The following is a 15,538-nucleotide window of genomic DNA, read 5'->3' on the forward strand; positions in this document are numbered from 1 at the left end:
TTATTTCCCACAGCACCCAGGATTACAGACTTCCCGTTGGGGGGAGGATGAGAACCTTCGACCAAGGTTCGAGCCGAGCGCAGCGAGACAACGATGCGCCAGCATCGGCCCGCAGGGTGAGGAGCGCAGCGACGAATATTCCTTCCCCCACCACCATCTTGTATACGCCTCGTTATTTCCCAAAGCACCCAGGATTACCGACTTCCCGTTGGGGGGAGGATGAAACCTTCGCCAGGTTCGCCATCGTTTATAACCGTTTTTTTTTCTGCTACCATCACGTATCACTTCCTTGATGGCGCACAAAATGAAGTTTGTCTCCTTTAACATCAACGGGCTACGGGCCAGGCCCCATCAGCTCGAGGCCATTATCGAGCAGCATCAGCCCGACGTTATCGGCTTGCAGGAAACCAAAGTGCATGACGATATGTTCCCGCTGGAAGAGGTCTCCCGCCACGGCTACCACGTCTATTACCATGGCCAAAAAGGCCACTACGGCGTGGCGCTGCTGTGCCGCGAACAGCCGCTGGCGCTGCGCCGCGGGTTCGCGACGGACGAGGCCGACGCCCAGCGCCGCATTATCATGGCCGATTTCGCTACCCCGAAAGGCATCCTGACGCTGGTCAACGGCTACTTCCCCCAAGGGGAAAGCCGCGATCATCCGGTTAAGTTTCCCGCCAAGCAGCGTTTCTACCAGGATCTGCAACACTACGTTGAACAACACCACAATGCGCAATCCCTGTTGCTGATCATGGGCGATCTGAATATCAGTCCCACCGACCTGGATATCGGTATCGGCGAGGAAAGCCGCAAACGCTGGCTGCGCACCGGCAAATGCTCATTTTTGCCTGAAGAGCGGGAATGGCTGGGACGTCTGCAGACCTGGGGCCTGGTTGATACTTTCCGCCAGCAATTTCCCGACAGCGCCGACCGGTTCTCCTGGTTCGATTACCGCTCGCGCGGCTTTGATGAAAATCGCGGGCTGCGCATCGATCTGCTGCTGGCGTCGCCGTTGCTGGCGCAGACCTGCACGGCCACCGGCATCGACTATGCTATCCGCGCCATGGAAAAACCGTCCGATCATGCGCCGGTCTGGGCGGATTTCACGCTGTGATTGCGCCGTCCCCGGTCATTGAGGTGGTGGCGGCCATTATCGAGCGCGACGGCCGCATTTTGGTGGCGCGGCGGGATGCCCGACGCGATCAGCCGGGCCTGTGGGAATTTCCCGGCGGCAAACAGGAGGCGGGGGAAAGCCAGCAGCAGGCGCTGCGGCGCGAGTTACAAGAGGAGTTGTCTATCGACGCCCTAATCGGCGCGTATATCGGCAGCGAACGCCTTACGCTGCCCGACCGCCATATCCAGCTGTACGCCTGGCACGTGACGGCTTTTAGCGGCAGGATATCGTTACACTGTCACAGTGAAATTGCCTGGCTTCCACCGGCGGTTGCCGCCACCTATGCGCTGGCGCCTGCGGATGGGCCGCTGTTACAGGCTTTTATACGTATACGCAGGCAATAAGGCGCGCGGCCAACGCCGGGCACAGGTATTTTTATGGCCATGCCGGCAAAAAAAATGTGACGTCGTCACAAAATGCCTCAGGCGGCGCCCGCCTGGGGTTTTGGCGTACCGCGGGGCGCGCGCCGGAAGGTTTTTTTGCCTGTCGCGCCGGTATTTCCCTTAGCAGCGGCAGGCGGCAGGCCGCGCAGTGACGGCGGCGCCGGCTGCTGTCGCGCCTGCTGGATAAGACTTTGCAGGGTAGCGGTCAGGGGCTGCATAAAATCCTCATAGCGGCACTGTTTTTCGCTGATTTTGGTCAGGGTCGCCTCCCAATGCGCGGTCATATCCGGGCTGGCGGCGCTGGGCGGCAGGGCATGGATCAGGCCGCGTCCCGTGGGGGTCGAGAGGATATTTCGCCCTTTTTTCACTAAAAACCCGCGGGTAAACAGCAGCTCGATAATGCCGGCGCGGGTGGCCTCGGTGCCCAGCCCGTCGGTGGCCCGCAGGATTTTTTTCAATTCCTTATCCTGCACAAACCGCGCGATACCGGTCATGGCGGACAACAGCGTCGCATCGTTGAACGGCCTCGGCGGCTGGGTCTCGCGGGACACCACTTCCCCCGACTCGCACAGCAGTTCATCCCCTTTCGCCACCACCGGCAGCGGCGTGCCGTCATTTTCCTCGTCGCGCTCCTTGCCGCCCAGCAGCGTGCGCCATCCTGCTTCCGCCAGAAAGCGCGCTTTGGCGACAAACTTGCCGCCGGCAATATCCAGATTGATCACGCAGCGGCGAAACATCGCATCGGCGCAAAACTGCATCAAATATTGCCGGGCCACCAGCGCATACACCTTATGCTCGTTCTCGGTGAGCGTCGTTTTGCCACCGCGGGCGGTGGGAATGATGGCATGATGCGCGTCCACCTTTTTATCATCCCAGGCGCGGTTTTTCTGGTCTTTATCCAGTGTTGCCTGCGTCATGAGGTCCGGCTGGTGGGCCTGGATGGCGTTAAGCACCGCCTGGCGCCCGGCAAAATGTTCTTCCGGCAGGTAACGGCAGTCCGAACGGGGATAGGTAATCAGCTTATGGGTCTCGTACAGGCGCTGGCAGACATCCAACACCTGCTGGGCGCTAAGTCCATAGCGCCTGGCCGCCTCGATTTGCAGGGTTGACAACGAGAACGGCAGCGGCGGCGCCTCGGCTTCCCGCTTATCCTGATACAGGGTTACGCGCGCCGGCTGGCCGGCGATACGGGTAACCACATGATCGGCCAGGGCGCGATGCAGCAGGCGTCCTTCCTCGTCCTGATAGGATTCGCAGGCCTCGCTGGGCACCCACAGGGCGACAAAGCGTTCTTGTGACGGTGTCACAATATGCGCCTTAACCTCAAAAAAAGTTTTCGGCACAAAGTTCTCGATTTCCTCATCGCGCTTGACCACCAGCCCCAGCACCGGCGTCTGCACACGACCTACGGATAATACGCCTTGATAGCCGGCGTTGCGGCCCAGGAGGGTATAAGCGCGGGTCATATTGATGCCGTAAAGCCAATCGGCGCGGGCGCGCGCCAGCGCGGAAACGCACAGCGGAATAAATTCGCGGTTTTCGCGCAGACGGGAAATAGCCTTGCTGACCGCCTGCGGATTGAGATCGTTGACCAGACAGCGTTTGGCATTGCGACGTTTATCCCCGCTCAGCGCCAGATAATCCAGCACCTCATCCACCAGCAGTTGGCCCTCGCGGTCCGGATCGCCGGCGTGGATCACTTCCGCGGCGTCGGCCAGCAGCTTTTTCACCACATTTAGCTGTTTTTGCACCGATGGCCGCGGCTGCAGCCGCCATTTTTGCGGCACGATAGGTAAATCGGCCAGCGACCAGCGGGCATAGCGGCTGTCATACGCGTCGGGCTGCGCCTGCTCAAGCAGATGACCGATACACCAGGTCACCACATGGTCCGGTCCGCAGGCTATATAGCCGTCTCCCCGGCGGTGGGGCTGCGGCAGGACATCGGCAATCGCCCGGGCCAGGCTGGGTTTTTCAGCAATAAAAAGCTGCATCGCGCACCCTCTATTTTACTCTTACACAGGCCGCCAGGGCCGGATCTACGGGCATCAGGATACCACTGTTGGCCAGGCCGCGCCACGCGCCGCCGGCGCGCGGCGCGGGCACATCGCGCAACGCCGGCCCGCCGGGAACGGCTAGAAGTGACGCACGAACGGCTCCGTATCCGGCGCCAGGATAGTGGTGGAGGCTTTCAACTGCGGGGTACCCAAATACAAAAAGCCGACGATCTCATCCTGTTCACGGCAGCCGAACGCCTGTTTCACAGCCGGCGCCGTCGCCCACAGGCCGGTGCGCCAGATGCCGTTGAAGCCTTGCGCCAGGGCGGCCATCTGCATCGCCTGCACTGCGCATCCCGCCGAAATGACCTGCTCCCATCGTGGAACTTTGGTCTGGGTATCGCACCAGGCCAGTACGGCGATAATCATCGGCGCCCTGAACGGCGCCTGCCGGGCTTTTTCAACGCCCTTTTCGTCCAGCCCGGCCTCAAGTGCCGACTGGTGCAGCAGTTCGCTAAAACGCGTACGCCCTTCCCCGTCGATGATGACAAAGCGCCACGGCTGCAGCGCGCCATGATCCGGGGCGCGCATGCCGGCGCGGATAATATTATCCAGGACGTCGCCGGCGGGCGCCGGCTCGGCAAGTCGTGACGCCGAACGCCGGTTTAACAAAAGTTCTAATGCATCCATTACCTTACTCCTGATGGTGGGCACGACCGCTACGGTAACATATGCCCTTGGTTGGAAACAGTATGACGCTTTTTAAGCGGATTTTTTCTTATCTTTAATGCTGACTTTTAGCGGGGGGATCTTTAGGATACCTGACAACACACTCTCATCGGCATCGTGACGACTATTCAGCCATCGTAACGTTGATGGTTAAACGTTGCTGAGTTGATTTTAGATTATGATTCCTGCACACGTAGTTTTTATGGAGCACACATGCGCACATTGTGGCGAATAATATCCGGCCCCTTCAGATGGTGCTGGCGTTTGTTAAATTTCATCCGCGAATTTATCCTGAACCTGTTTCTTATTTTCATTATTGTCGTCTGCGTAGGTATTTACCTGCAATTGCACCGGTCGGCGCCGGAGCCGGGCAAAGGCGCCTTACTGGTGGATCTTACCGGGGTGGTGGTCGAAAAGCCGTCGGTCAATAATAAATTACGGCAAATCGGCCGTGAATTACTGGGCGCATCCAGTAACCGTTTGCAGGAAAACTCATTGTTTGACGTGGTGGATATGCTGCGCCAGGCAAAATCCGATGGCAACATTACCGGCCTGGTGCTTTCGCTGAAGGATTTCGCCGGCGCGGACCAGGCCTCGCTGCAGTATATCGGTAAGGCGCTGCGCGAATTCCGCGACTCTGGCAAGCCGATCTATGCCGCCGGCGACAGCTACAACCAGGCGCAGTACTACCTGGCCAGCTTCGCCAATAAAATCTACCTTACGCCCCAGGGCGCGGTGGATCTTCATGGTCTGGCCACCAATAATCTGTATTACAAATCACTGCTGGATAAATTGAAGGTCAATACCCATATTTTCCGGGTCGGCACCTATAAATCCGCCGTGGAGCCGTTCCTGCGCGATGATATGTCCCCCGCCGCCCGTGACGCCGACAGCCGCTGGCTCGGCCAGTTATGGCAGCACTATGTAGATACCGTGGCCGCAAACCGCCAGATCACGTCTGATCAGCTGTTCCCCGGCGCCCAGGCGATGGTGGCCGGCCTGCGGTCCGTCGACGGCGATACGGCGCAGTTCGCGCTGGCGAATAAGTGGGTCGATACCGTGGCCTCCCGTGTGGCCATCGAAGCGGAAATGACCAAGGCCTTTGGCTGGAACAAGCAAAAAAACGCGTTTAACGCCGTCAGTATTTATGATTACCAGACGCCGCGGCAACCGCAAAAAGGCGGCCAGATTGCGGTGATTTTCGCCAACGGCGCCATTATCGACGGCCCGGAAACCCCGGGGTCGGTCGGCGGCGACACGACCGCCGGCCAGATCCGCGACGCCAGGCTGGATCCCGATGTCAAGGCCATCGTCTTGCGGGTTAACAGTCCCGGCGGCAGCGTCAGCGCCTCCGAGATGATCCGTTCCGAGCTCGAGGCGGCGCGCGGCGCGGGTAAACCGGTGGTGGTTTCCATGGGCGGCATGGCCGCATCCGGCGGTTACTGGATTTCCACCCCGGCCAACTACATCATCGCCAGTCCCAGCACCCTCACCGGCTCGATCGGTATTTTCGGCGTTATCAACACCTTCGAGGATTCCCTGGGCAGCATAGGCGTCCATACCGATGGCGTCGCCACCTCGCCATTGGCCGATCTGTCGATGACCAAGGCGCTGCCGCCGGAATTTTCGCAGATGATGCAGCTCAACATCGAGAACGGCTACAAGAACTTTATTACGCTTGTGGGCAAGGCGCGGAACAAATCTCCCGAGGAGGTCGATAAGATTGCCCAGGGTCATGTCTGGGTCGGCAGCGATGCCAAGACCAACGGCCTGGTCGATCAGTTGGGGGATTTTGACGACGCGGTGGCGAAAGCGGCCGAACTGGCGAAATTACAGCAATACTACCTGAACTGGTATCTGGATGAGCCGAGCCTGCTTGATATGGTCATGTCGCAAACCAGCGCCGCGGTTTATGCGCATCTGCCCGTCATGATCCAGGCGTTCCTGCCGGCGCCGGCCGCGCAGGTTTCCGCCCTGTTTTCCACCCAGGCCAACGCGTTTCCGAAATTGAACGACCCCCAGAACCGTTACGCCTATTGCCTTACCTGCGGTGACGTCCAATAACCTGGCCGCCCCAACCGATGCCAGCCCCGTCCGGGGCTGGTGTTATTGCCTGCAGGACGTATAATTAGCGTATTATCCCGTCAACGCCTGTCCCTTCATGTCAAAAAAATCCATTTATGTTGCGTATACCGGCGGCACCATTGGTATGCAACGTTCCGAAAACGGTTATATCCCGGTCTCGGGGCATCTGCAGCGTCAGCTGGCCCTGATGCCGGAATTCTATCGCCCGGAAATGCCCGATTTCACCGTGCATGAATACACGCCGCTGATCGACTCCTCCGATATGACGCCCGACGATTGGCAACATATCGCCCAGGATGTCGCGGAAAATTATCATCGCTATGATGGGTTTGTTATTTTACACGGCACGGACACCATGGCGTTCACCGCCTCCGCGCTGTCGTTTATGCTGGAAAACCTGAATAAGCCGGTGATCGTCACCGGATCGCAGATCCCGCTGGAGGAACTGCGATCCGACGGCCAGACCAATCTGCTCAACGCGCTGTACCTGGCGGCCAACTATCCCGTAAATGAAGTCAGCCTGTTTTTTAACAATAAGATGTTTCGCGGCAACCGCGCCACCAAAGCCCACGCCGACGGTTTCGACGCGTTTGCCTCACCCAATTTGCCGCCGCTGCTGGAAGCGGGCATCCATATACGCCGCATGGCCTCCCCGCTGCCGCCCGGGGGCGACGGCGTGCTTATCAGTCATCCGATCACGCCGCAGCCGGTCGGGGTGGTCACGCTTTATCCCGGCATTTCCGCCGATGTGGTGGGCAATTTTTTACGCCAGCCGGTGAAAGCGCTGATCCTGCGCTCCTACGGCGTGGGCAACGCCCCGCAGCACCCGGCGCTGCTGGATGAATTGCGCCAGGCGGTGGCGCGCGGAAGCATCGTGGTCAACCTGACCCAATGTTTTTCCGGCCGGGTCGATATGGGCGGCTACGCTACCGGCAACGCCCTGGCGCGGGCCGGCGTTATCAGCGGATTTGATATGACCGTCGAGGCCACCCTGACCAAACTGCACTTTTTATTGAGCCAGTCGCTGCCGGCCGCCGATATTTGCCGTCTGATGCAGCAAAACCTGCGCGGGGAGTTAACCGTTAAAGAGTGAACGGGAGAGATCTATGAACAGCGCCTTACTGTTGATCGATTTACAAAATGATTTTTGCCCGGGCGGCGCGCTGGCGGTCGCCGAGGGAGACGCGGTGATAAGCGTCGCCAACCAGGCGATGGCCTTTTGCCGCCGGTCGGGTTTCCCGGTGGCGGCCTCGCTGGACTGGCATCCACGCCAGCACGGCAGTTTTGCGGTCAACGCCGGCGCCCGGGTGGGCGATACCGGCATGCTGGACGGTCTCAGCCAGGTATGGTGGCCGGTGCACTGCGTACAGGATACCCCCGGGGCGCAGTTGCACCCGCAGTTGCATCAGCAATGGATTGATAAGAAGATCCTCAAGGGCCGCCAGCCCGAGATAGACAGCTACAGCGCGTTTTTTGATAACGGCCATCGCCAGCAGACCGAGCTGGATGACTGGCTGCGCGCGCTGGATATCACCCATCTGACGGTGATGGGGCTGGCGACCGACTATTGCGTAAAGTTCACCGTGCTTGACGCGCTGTCGCTGGGCTATCGCACCGACGTGCTCACCGAAGGATGCCGCGGCGTCAACCTGGACGCCGGCGACAGCCAAAGGGCGCTGGAGGAAATGCGCCGCCACGGCGCCAGGCTGGTGACCCTGGATGAGATGATGCGCGGCGTCTGAGCGCGAAGCGGCGCCGGCGAAGGATAGGCGTTTCCCGGCATGGTGACGCGGCCGCGCCTGCCGGGATGGCCGCGCTATTCGGGCTTGATACGCGCCACCGGTCGCCCGGTCAGCTCCTCAAGCAGCTCGCGCTTGCTTTTCATCACGATTTGCCCGTCGGTGCCGATGCTCATATGCTCCGGCTGATGATTATGACGCGCCTGCCACAGCATCACCATTTGCAGGCAGTTATCCTTTTGTTCGGCGGTCAGGGGAACGCCGTCGGGCCATTTGCCCAGTTCCACCGCCGTTTTCAGGCGCTGGTAGATGTCAGGCGTCAGGTTAGCCAGTAGCGCATCAACGTCCACGATTTATTCCTTATCATAAGAATAATTAGCTGAATCGATAAAGCTTGCCTCCGCCGGCAGCGATACGCGCGGGTGTGTTACGTGCGAATCAGCCGTCGATTTCTTCGCCATTTTCCTGGTCCTTAAAACGCAGCGAAGCGGAGTTAACGCAAAAACGGGCGCCGCCGGGCTGCGGCCCGTCCGGGAATACGTGCCCAAGATGGGCATCGCAATTGCCGCAGCGGATCTCCACGCGATGCATACCATGGGAGTTGTCGTCCAGATAACGGATGGCGGACTCGTTAACCGGCTCGTAAAAACTCGGCCAGCCGCAGCCGGAGTCATATTTGGTTGCAGAAAAAAACAGCGGCGCGTTGCAGCACAGGCAGTGGTACTGGCCGGTGCGCTTATTTTCCAGCAACTTACCGCTATAAGGCGGCTCGGTGCCCCGCTCCTGCGTGACGTGGCGCTGCATATCGGTCAGATGGTCGGGGACGATGCGATCGGGATCATTTTTAGCCATACGTGCGATTCTCAGGCGGTGAATGAATGATAAGGGTTTTGAACCGGCTTATTATAACAAATAATTAACAACACCGGGATGATTTTTAGCTTAAACTAGAGGGCGAGAAACGACGTGAGCGGTAAGTGTGATGCATATCACATTTAGCTGCCAGGTGCAGTTTAAATGGCGGGCTACGGCCCCCATCTTATTCGTAGCTGTGCGGGCGGCGGAACGGACAATTTACGTTCAAATGGTGTGATTACGTTTGATTTGCAGCAATAATTGACACGATTCCGCTTGACGCTGCGCGAGGTTTTTGTAAGTTTACAAGTAACCTTTTATTCACTAATAATTAGCTGGTGGAATATATGACTATCAAAGTAGGTATCAACGGTTTTGGCCGTATCGGCCGTATTGTTTTCCGTGCTGCGCAGGAACGTGACGATGTCGAAATCGTCGCCATCAATGACCTGTTAGACGCCGACTATATGGCTTACATGCTGAAGTATGATTCAACTCACGGTCGTTTCGACGGTACCGTGGAAGTGAAAGACGGCCATCTGGTTGTAAACGGCAAAACCATCCGTGTTACCGCTGAGAGAGATCCGGCTAACCTGAAATGGGGTGACGTTGGCGTTGACGTGGTTGCAGAAGCCACCGGCATCTTCCTGACCGACGAAACCGCCCGCAAGCACATCACCGCCGGCGCCAAGAAAGTGGTCCTGACGGGCCCTTCCAAGGACAATACCCCGATGTTCGTCATGGGCGTGAACCATAAATCCTATGATGGCCAGGATATCGTGTCCAACGCTTCCTGTACCACCAACTGCCTGGCGCCGCTGGCCAAAGTCCTTAACGATAAATTCGGTATCGTTGAAGCGCTGATGACCACCGTACACGCCACCACCGCAACGCAGAAAACCGTCGACGGCCCGTCCCATAAAGACTGGCGCGGCGGCCGCGGCGCGTCCCAGAACATCATTCCGTCCTCAACCGGCGCCGCCAAGGCCGTGGGTAAAGTTATCCCCGAGCTGAACGGTAAACTGACCGGCATGTCCTTCCGTGTTCCGACCCCGAACGTTTCCGTTGTCGATTTAACCGCGCGCATTGAAAAAAGCGCAACGTATGAAGAAATCTGCGCAGCGATGAAAGCAGCGTCCGAAGGCGAACTGAAAGGCGTAATGGGCTACACCGATGAAGACGTGGTTTCCACCGATTTCAACGGCGAAAAACTGACGTCGGTATTTGACGCCAAAGCCGGCATCGCGCTGAACAAGAATTTTGTAAAATTGGTAGCCTGGTACGATAACGAAACGGGTTATTCCAATAAAGTACTGGATCTGATTTCCCATATCGCCAAGTAATCATTGTCGATAAAGAACGGCTTATGGGGCGACAGCAATGTCGCCCTTTTTATTTGATTCCAATGCTTAACTTCACAAGGCTCATGTATGCATAACTCTGTTTTTGCGTTACCCGTCAAAGAGCAGCTCTCATCCTCCATCAGCTTGCGTCAGATGGATGAACTGCCGGTTATCGTCATCGATCATCCGCGCGTCAAGGCGGCGGTTACCCTGCAGGGCGCCCATTTGGTGGCCTGGCAGCCCGCAGGCGAAGAACCGGTGCTGTGGTTAAGCGACAGCAGCGAATTCAAGGATGGCGTGGCCATTCGCGGCGGCGTGCCCGTCTGCTGGCCCTGGTTCGGCAAGGTAGCCAGTCCCAACCATGGTTTTGCGCGTATCCTGCCCTGGCATCTCGACGTCCATCAGGAAAACGATCAGCAGGTCACTCTGTCCCTCAGCCTGCACGACAGCGCCGTTACCGAGCAATACTGGCCGAAACCCTTTACCCTGACCGCGACATTTGTCCTGGGCCGCACCTGCAGCATCGAACTGGAAGCCAAAGGCGATTTCCAGAACACCGCCGCCCTGCACAGCTATTTTAATATCAAGGATATTAACGACGTCAGCGTAAGCGGACTGGGCAACAGCTATATCGACAAGGTGAACGGCGGCGTTACCGCGCAACAGCAGGGCGACGTCACGTTCAGCGACGAAGTGGATCGGGTATATACCCACCCGCAGGACATCAGCCTGATTAATGACCGGGGCAATAAACGCGTCATCGAAATCCATCATCACCACTACAGCGACGTGGTAGCCTGGAATCCCGGCGCGGAATTGGCGAAAAAAATCAGCGATATCACGGACGAGGGCTATAAAACCTATGTTTGCGTGGAAACCGCACGCGTCAATAAACCGCTGGTAGCCACGCCGGCCGCCCCCGCGCGCCTGGCGACGGTTATCAGCCTACGTAAAGCCTGACCGCGGCTTACGGCCCCATGGCGGCCAGGGCCGCCCACGCTAAACTGCAGCGAACCTGTTACCGGGAAAGCGTGCCGGTGGGGCCGGGCCGGTCCTCTCGGGTCGTCGCTAAGATCAGACGATATCCAGATGGGTTTTGCGCTGGGGCGCGGGAAACGCGCGATCCAATTCATCAAGGTGCGCCGCGCTCAATACCACCTCCAGCGCCCTGGCATTCTCCTTCACATGCGCCCGGCTTCCCGCCTTGGGAATAGCAATCACCCCCGGACGCCGTATCACCCATGCCAGTAACACCTGGGCCGGCGTAAGCGCCAGTTCGCCGGCGATACGCTGTACCGCCTGATTGTCCATCAACCCGTTACGCAGCTTGCCGGCCTGCGCCAGCGGACAGTATGCCATCACCGGCATTCCCCGTTCCTGGCACCACGGCAGCAGATCGTACTCAATACCGCGCGAGGCCAGATGGTACAACACCTGATCCGTCATACAGGCATCGCCGCCCGGCAGCGACCACAGTTCCTCCATATCCGCCACGTCCAGGTTCGACACGCCCCAACGTTTGATCTTTCCCGCCTGGCGCAGCGTCTCCATGGCGGCGATGGTATCGGACAACGGAATGCCGCCGCGCCAGTGCAATAAATACAGATCAAGATAATCGGTTTGCAGACGGCGCAGGCTGTTTTCGCATGCCGCCTGCGCCTTGGCGCCACCGGCATTCTGCGGATAGACCTTCGACACCAGGAACACCTCTTCGCGCCGGCCCTGTATCGCCCGGCCCACCACGCGCTCCGCGCCACCGTCGGCGTACATTTCGGCGGTATCAATCAGGCTCAGCCCCAGGTCGAGTCCATACTGCAACGCGCGCGTCTCAGCCTGGATATCGCTGGACCGTTCGCCCATATACCAGGTGCCCTGACCTATCGCGGGCAGGGTATGCCCATCGGGAAAAATCACCTGTTTACTGGCCATAGTTCCTCCTGTTGTATAAAACACCGCGGGCGCACCTGATTGGTGCGCCCGCGCATAAATGCACCCCAATGAAGCATGGTGCGCACCATTTAAAAGCGGTAGGTCATCCCTACCCCGATAAGCGTCGTCGCGCTGGCATTCACCATCGGACTATCTTTCACTTCATCGCTCAACCGGGTATAGCGCGCCATCAGCGAGGCATTCCAGTTTTCGTTCAACGCGTAAACCGCCGTCAGCTCCAGGTACGGCGACCATCCGTCGTCGGCCTGGTATTCCGCTAAGCCGCTGCGCCTGGATTCATGCCGGCTGACGCCATAATAGTAATCGTTCTGGTTATCGCTTGCCCAGTTGGCGCCGATGCCGGGCAACAGGGTCAACCGGTCGAATGTAAAAGGATAAAGATAAGCGAGATCGGCGGTAAATCCATCGCTGTTATCCAGGATATCGCCCAGATAGGATGCGCGAACTATGCCCCATTGCGCCGTATACTTATAGCGCAGCCCCGCCATGGCGGTTCCGCGCCGCTTATCCAACTGCTTCATATAGCCGTAATCATTGTCGCTGGGCTTGAAGCCGAACGGCGAATATTCGGCCGTCAGCGACAGCTGGTTCTGCGCATCCTTCCACAGATAATAGCCGGCGCTCAGGCCTTGCAGGTAGACGCTGTCCCCGTCATAGTTAATGATGGGAAACGGGATTGTTCTGTCGTCGGCGCCTTTATAAGGGCTGGTGGCGTGCAGCGCGGATGCGCCCACGGACCAGGTGCCGGCCATTGCCACCGGGGCGCAGAGGCCCAGGGCTACCGCGAGACTCAGTAAGGATAATGGGTGAGTTTTCACAATGGATGCTTCCCGTAGTGTTAAAAAAACGAACAAACCGCAATATAAACGTGAAGTGTAAAGTAAACCAACGCCGTTTGCCGATTATTTACAGAAAAGAACAATTAACGTCTAAATTATATCCTAATTTTATATACACTATGCCAAAATCGGTCCACAGCCCTACAGGCCGCGCCACACAGGGCTTTGGTAAAAAAACGTTAACTGAGTCATTGATATATCTTAAAAAAAGCGGTAACACATAAATGACATTTGCCAGATGCCAACTAAACTTTATTATAGAGAAAGGTTTTTCCTGAGAGCGGTAACAATAAAGTGCAAACAAAGTTGGCATAGTGGTTGCTGTACTTAGGAGAGATCGATTTTTTCAGGAGCACTAAATACTTATCCTAGCTCCTTTTTAACCTGTGCTAATAACGAAGGACGGGCATCGCTATGAACATATTTGACCAGTATCGTCAGCGCTACGAAGCTGCCAAGGACGAAGAGTTCACACTGCAGGAATTCCTTACCATCTGCCGCCAGGATCGCAGCGCATTCGCCAACGCGGCGGAAAGACTGTTAATGGCCATCGGTGAGCCGGTCATGGTCGACACCGCCCAGGAGCCACCGCTTTCCCGACTGTTTTCCAACCGCGTTATAGCACGCTACCCCGCCTTTGAAGAATTTTACGGCATGGAAGAGGCTATTGAGCAAATCGTGTCATATCTCAGGCACGCGGCCCAGGGACTGGAAGAAAAGAAACAGATCCTGTACCTGCTCGGACCGGTTGGCGGCGGTAAATCTTCCCTGGCCGAGCGTCTCAAGGCGCTGATGCAGCGGGTGCCCATCTACATCCTGAGCGCCAACGGCGAGCGCAGCCCGGTCAACGATCATCCGTTATGCCTGTTCAACCCGCAGGAAGACGCCAACATCCTCGAAAAAGAGTATAGCGTGCCGCGCCGCTATCTCGGCACCATCATGTCGCCGTGGGCGGCCAAACGCCTGCACGAGTTCGGCGGTGATATCACCCGTTTTAAAGTGGTCAAGGTCTGGCCGTCCATTCTAGAGCAGATAGCCATCGCCAAGACCGAGCCGGGCGATGAGAACAACCAGGACATCTCCGCCCTGGTAGGTAAAGTCGATATCCGTAAACTGGAGGACCACGCCCAGAACGATCCCGACGCCTATGGCTATTCCGGCGCCCTTTGCCGCTCCAACCAGGGCATCATGGAATTCGTCGAAATGTTCAAGGCGCCGATCAAGGTGCTGCATCCCCTGCTGACCGCCACCCAGGAAGGGAACTATAACGGTACCGAAGGTATCGCCGCGCTGCCGTTCAACGGCATCATTCTCGCCCACTCCAACGAATCGGAATGGGTGCAGTTCCGCAACAATAAAAACAACGAGGCGTTCCTTGACCGTGTCTACATCGTCAAAGTGCCTTATTGCCTGCGGGTTTCGCAGGAAATCAAGATCTACGAAAAACTGTTGGTCAATAGTGAGCTGTCGGAGTCGCCCTGCGCGCCGGGCACGCTGGAAACGCTGGCCCGTTTCTCCATTCTTTCACGGCTGAAAGAACCGGAAAACTCCAGTATCTACTCCAAAATGCGCATCTATGACGGCGAGAGCCTGAAAGATACCGACCCGAAGGCAAAATCCTATCAGGAATACCGTGATTACGCGGGGGTCGACGAAGGCATGAACGGCTTATCCACCCGCTTCGCCTTTAAAATCTTGTCGCGGGTATTCAACTTTGATCACGGCGAGGTAGCGGCTAACCCGGTACACTTATTTTATATCCTGGAACAGCAAATTGAACGCGAGCAGTTTCCGCAGGATATTGCCGAAAAATATCTCGAACATCTCAAGGGTTATTTGATTCCTAAATATGCCGAGTTTATCGGTAAGGAGATTCAAACCGCTTATCTCGAATCCTATTCCGAATATGGTCAAAATATATTTGACCGGTACGTGTCCTATGCCGATTTCTGGATCCAGGACCAGGAATACCGCGATCCAGATACCGGCCAGTTATTCGATCGGGAAGCACTGAATGCGGAATTGGAAAAAATTGAAAAACCGGCGGGCATCAGCAACCCGAAAGATTTCCGTAACGAAATCGTCAACTTCGTGCTGCGGGCCCGCGCCAACAATAACGGACGTAATCCTAACTGGACCAGTTATGAAAAATTGCGCACCGTTATTGAGAAAAAAATGTTCTCCAACACCGAAGAGTTGTTGCCTGTTATTTCATTTAATGCGAAAACATCTACCGATGAGCAGAAAAAACATGACGACTTTGTGGATCGCATGATGGAAAAGGGTTATACCCGCAAACAGGTGCGCCTGTTATGTGAATGGTATCTGCGGGTGAGGAAATCGTCTTGATCGCAGTAGCCGACATTGTCGTCACGCCGCCGCATTTGTGCTGCGGCGTGGCTGGCCGTAGTGGCTTATTGTCGAGGATTTCGGCATAAGTAAAGCTGGTG

At 57.2% G+C, this 15,538-nt stretch carries 14 protein-coding genes and 1 other RNA gene; 9 read left to right on the forward strand and 6 right to left on the reverse strand.

Going from position 1 to position 15,538, the window contains the following annotated elements:
- The first annotated feature begins 26 nt into the window (after positions 1-26).
- The 3 genes from ACL2XM_RS10265 (at position 27) to ACL2XM_RS10275 (ending at position 1,515) form a co-directional block, all read left to right on the forward strand.
- Positions 27-156, forward strand: a non-coding RNA gene (locus ACL2XM_RS10265) — RtT sRNA.
- A 148-nt stretch (positions 157-304) separates the two neighbouring features.
- Positions 305-1,111 (forward strand): exodeoxyribonuclease III, encoded by an 807-nt coding sequence (gene xthA, locus ACL2XM_RS10270; protein WP_410015257.1) that lies wholly within the window; start codon positions 305-307, stop codon positions 1,109-1,111.
- Positions 1,111-1,515 carry a pyrimidine (deoxy)nucleoside triphosphate diphosphatase gene (locus ACL2XM_RS10275; RefSeq protein ID WP_413733215.1) on the forward strand — a complete coding sequence of 135 codons (405 nt, stop codon included), beginning with the start codon at positions 1,111-1,113 and terminating at the stop codon, positions 1,513-1,515. Before xthA ends, ACL2XM_RS10275 begins: the two co-directional genes overlap by 1 nt.
- 77 nt (positions 1,516-1,592) lie before the next feature.
- Here the strand turns inward: ACL2XM_RS10275 and ACL2XM_RS10280 are convergent, their stop codons facing one another.
- Positions 1,593-3,545 carry a DNA topoisomerase III gene (locus ACL2XM_RS10280; protein WP_413730488.1) on the reverse strand — a complete coding sequence of 651 codons (1,953 nt, stop codon included), beginning with the start codon at positions 3,543-3,545 and terminating at the stop codon, positions 1,593-1,595.
- Positions 3,546-3,686: 141 nt separating this feature from the next.
- The gene (locus tag ACL2XM_RS10285) at positions 3,687-4,238 is read right to left on the reverse strand and encodes an NAD(P)H nitroreductase (RefSeq protein WP_410015259.1); all 552 of its coding nucleotides are present in this window, start codon (positions 4,236-4,238) and stop codon (positions 3,687-3,689) included.
- A 252-nt stretch (positions 4,239-4,490) separates the two neighbouring features.
- Between ACL2XM_RS10285 and sppA the strand changes: the two genes are divergently transcribed.
- From sppA to pncA, 3 genes are all read left to right on the forward strand, one after another.
- Complete coding sequence (gene sppA, locus ACL2XM_RS10290) at positions 4,491-6,341, forward strand: signal peptide peptidase SppA (protein WP_413722773.1); 1,851 nt, start codon at positions 4,491-4,493, stop codon at positions 6,339-6,341.
- Positions 6,342-6,438: 97 nt separating this feature from the next.
- Positions 6,439-7,455, forward strand: coding sequence for an asparaginase (gene ansA / locus ACL2XM_RS10295; protein ID WP_410015260.1), 1,017 nt, complete (start codon positions 6,439-6,441; stop codon positions 7,453-7,455).
- A 13-nt stretch (positions 7,456-7,468) separates the two neighbouring features.
- Positions 7,469-8,104, forward strand: a complete 636-nt coding sequence (gene pncA / locus ACL2XM_RS10300; RefSeq protein ID WP_410015261.1) for a bifunctional nicotinamidase/pyrazinamidase — start codon at positions 7,469-7,471, stop codon at positions 8,102-8,104.
- 74 nt (positions 8,105-8,178) lie between these two features.
- On the opposite strand, the gene ACL2XM_RS10305 is transcribed toward pncA, so the two are convergent.
- The gene (locus tag ACL2XM_RS10305; RefSeq protein ID WP_410015262.1) at positions 8,179-8,451 is read right to left on the reverse strand and encodes a YeaC family protein; all 273 of its coding nucleotides are present in this window, start codon (positions 8,449-8,451) and stop codon (positions 8,179-8,181) included.
- Between the two features lie 88 nt (positions 8,452-8,539).
- The gene (gene msrB / locus ACL2XM_RS10310; protein WP_410015263.1) at positions 8,540-8,953 is read right to left on the reverse strand and encodes a peptide-methionine (R)-S-oxide reductase MsrB; all 414 of its coding nucleotides are present in this window, start codon (positions 8,951-8,953) and stop codon (positions 8,540-8,542) included.
- A 350-nt stretch (positions 8,954-9,303) separates the two neighbouring features.
- Here msrB and gapA point away from each other — a divergent pair, with 350 nt between their 5' ends.
- Positions 9,304-10,299 carry a glyceraldehyde-3-phosphate dehydrogenase gene (gene gapA, locus ACL2XM_RS10315; protein WP_410015264.1) on the forward strand — a complete coding sequence of 332 codons (996 nt, stop codon included), beginning with the start codon at positions 9,304-9,306 and terminating at the stop codon, positions 10,297-10,299.
- Between the two features lie 87 nt (positions 10,300-10,386).
- The gene (locus ACL2XM_RS10320) at positions 10,387-11,259 is read left to right on the forward strand and encodes a D-hexose-6-phosphate mutarotase (protein ID WP_413732844.1); all 873 of its coding nucleotides are present in this window, start codon (positions 10,387-10,389) and stop codon (positions 11,257-11,259) included.
- Between the two features lie 114 nt (positions 11,260-11,373).
- Here ACL2XM_RS10320 and ACL2XM_RS10325 read toward each other — a convergent pair whose 3' ends face one another.
- Entirely contained in the window at positions 11,374-12,228 is an 855-nt protein-coding gene (locus tag ACL2XM_RS10325) for an aldo/keto reductase (RefSeq protein ID WP_413730491.1), read from the reverse strand.
- Between the two features lie 89 nt (positions 12,229-12,317).
- Complete coding sequence (locus tag ACL2XM_RS10330; protein WP_410015267.1) at positions 12,318-13,067, reverse strand: MipA/OmpV family protein; 750 nt, start codon at positions 13,065-13,067, stop codon at positions 12,318-12,320.
- Between the two features lie 435 nt (positions 13,068-13,502).
- On the opposite strand from ACL2XM_RS10330, the gene ACL2XM_RS10335 reads away from it, so the two are divergent.
- Complete coding sequence (locus tag ACL2XM_RS10335; RefSeq protein WP_410015268.1) at positions 13,503-15,437, forward strand: PrkA family serine protein kinase; 1,935 nt, start codon at positions 13,503-13,505, stop codon at positions 15,435-15,437.
- Positions 15,438-15,538 lie beyond the last annotated feature (101 nt).

Source organism: Sodalis sp. RH20 (assembly GCF_047324205.1).
Lineage (GTDB): Bacteria > Pseudomonadota > Gammaproteobacteria > Enterobacterales > Enterobacteriaceae > Acerihabitans.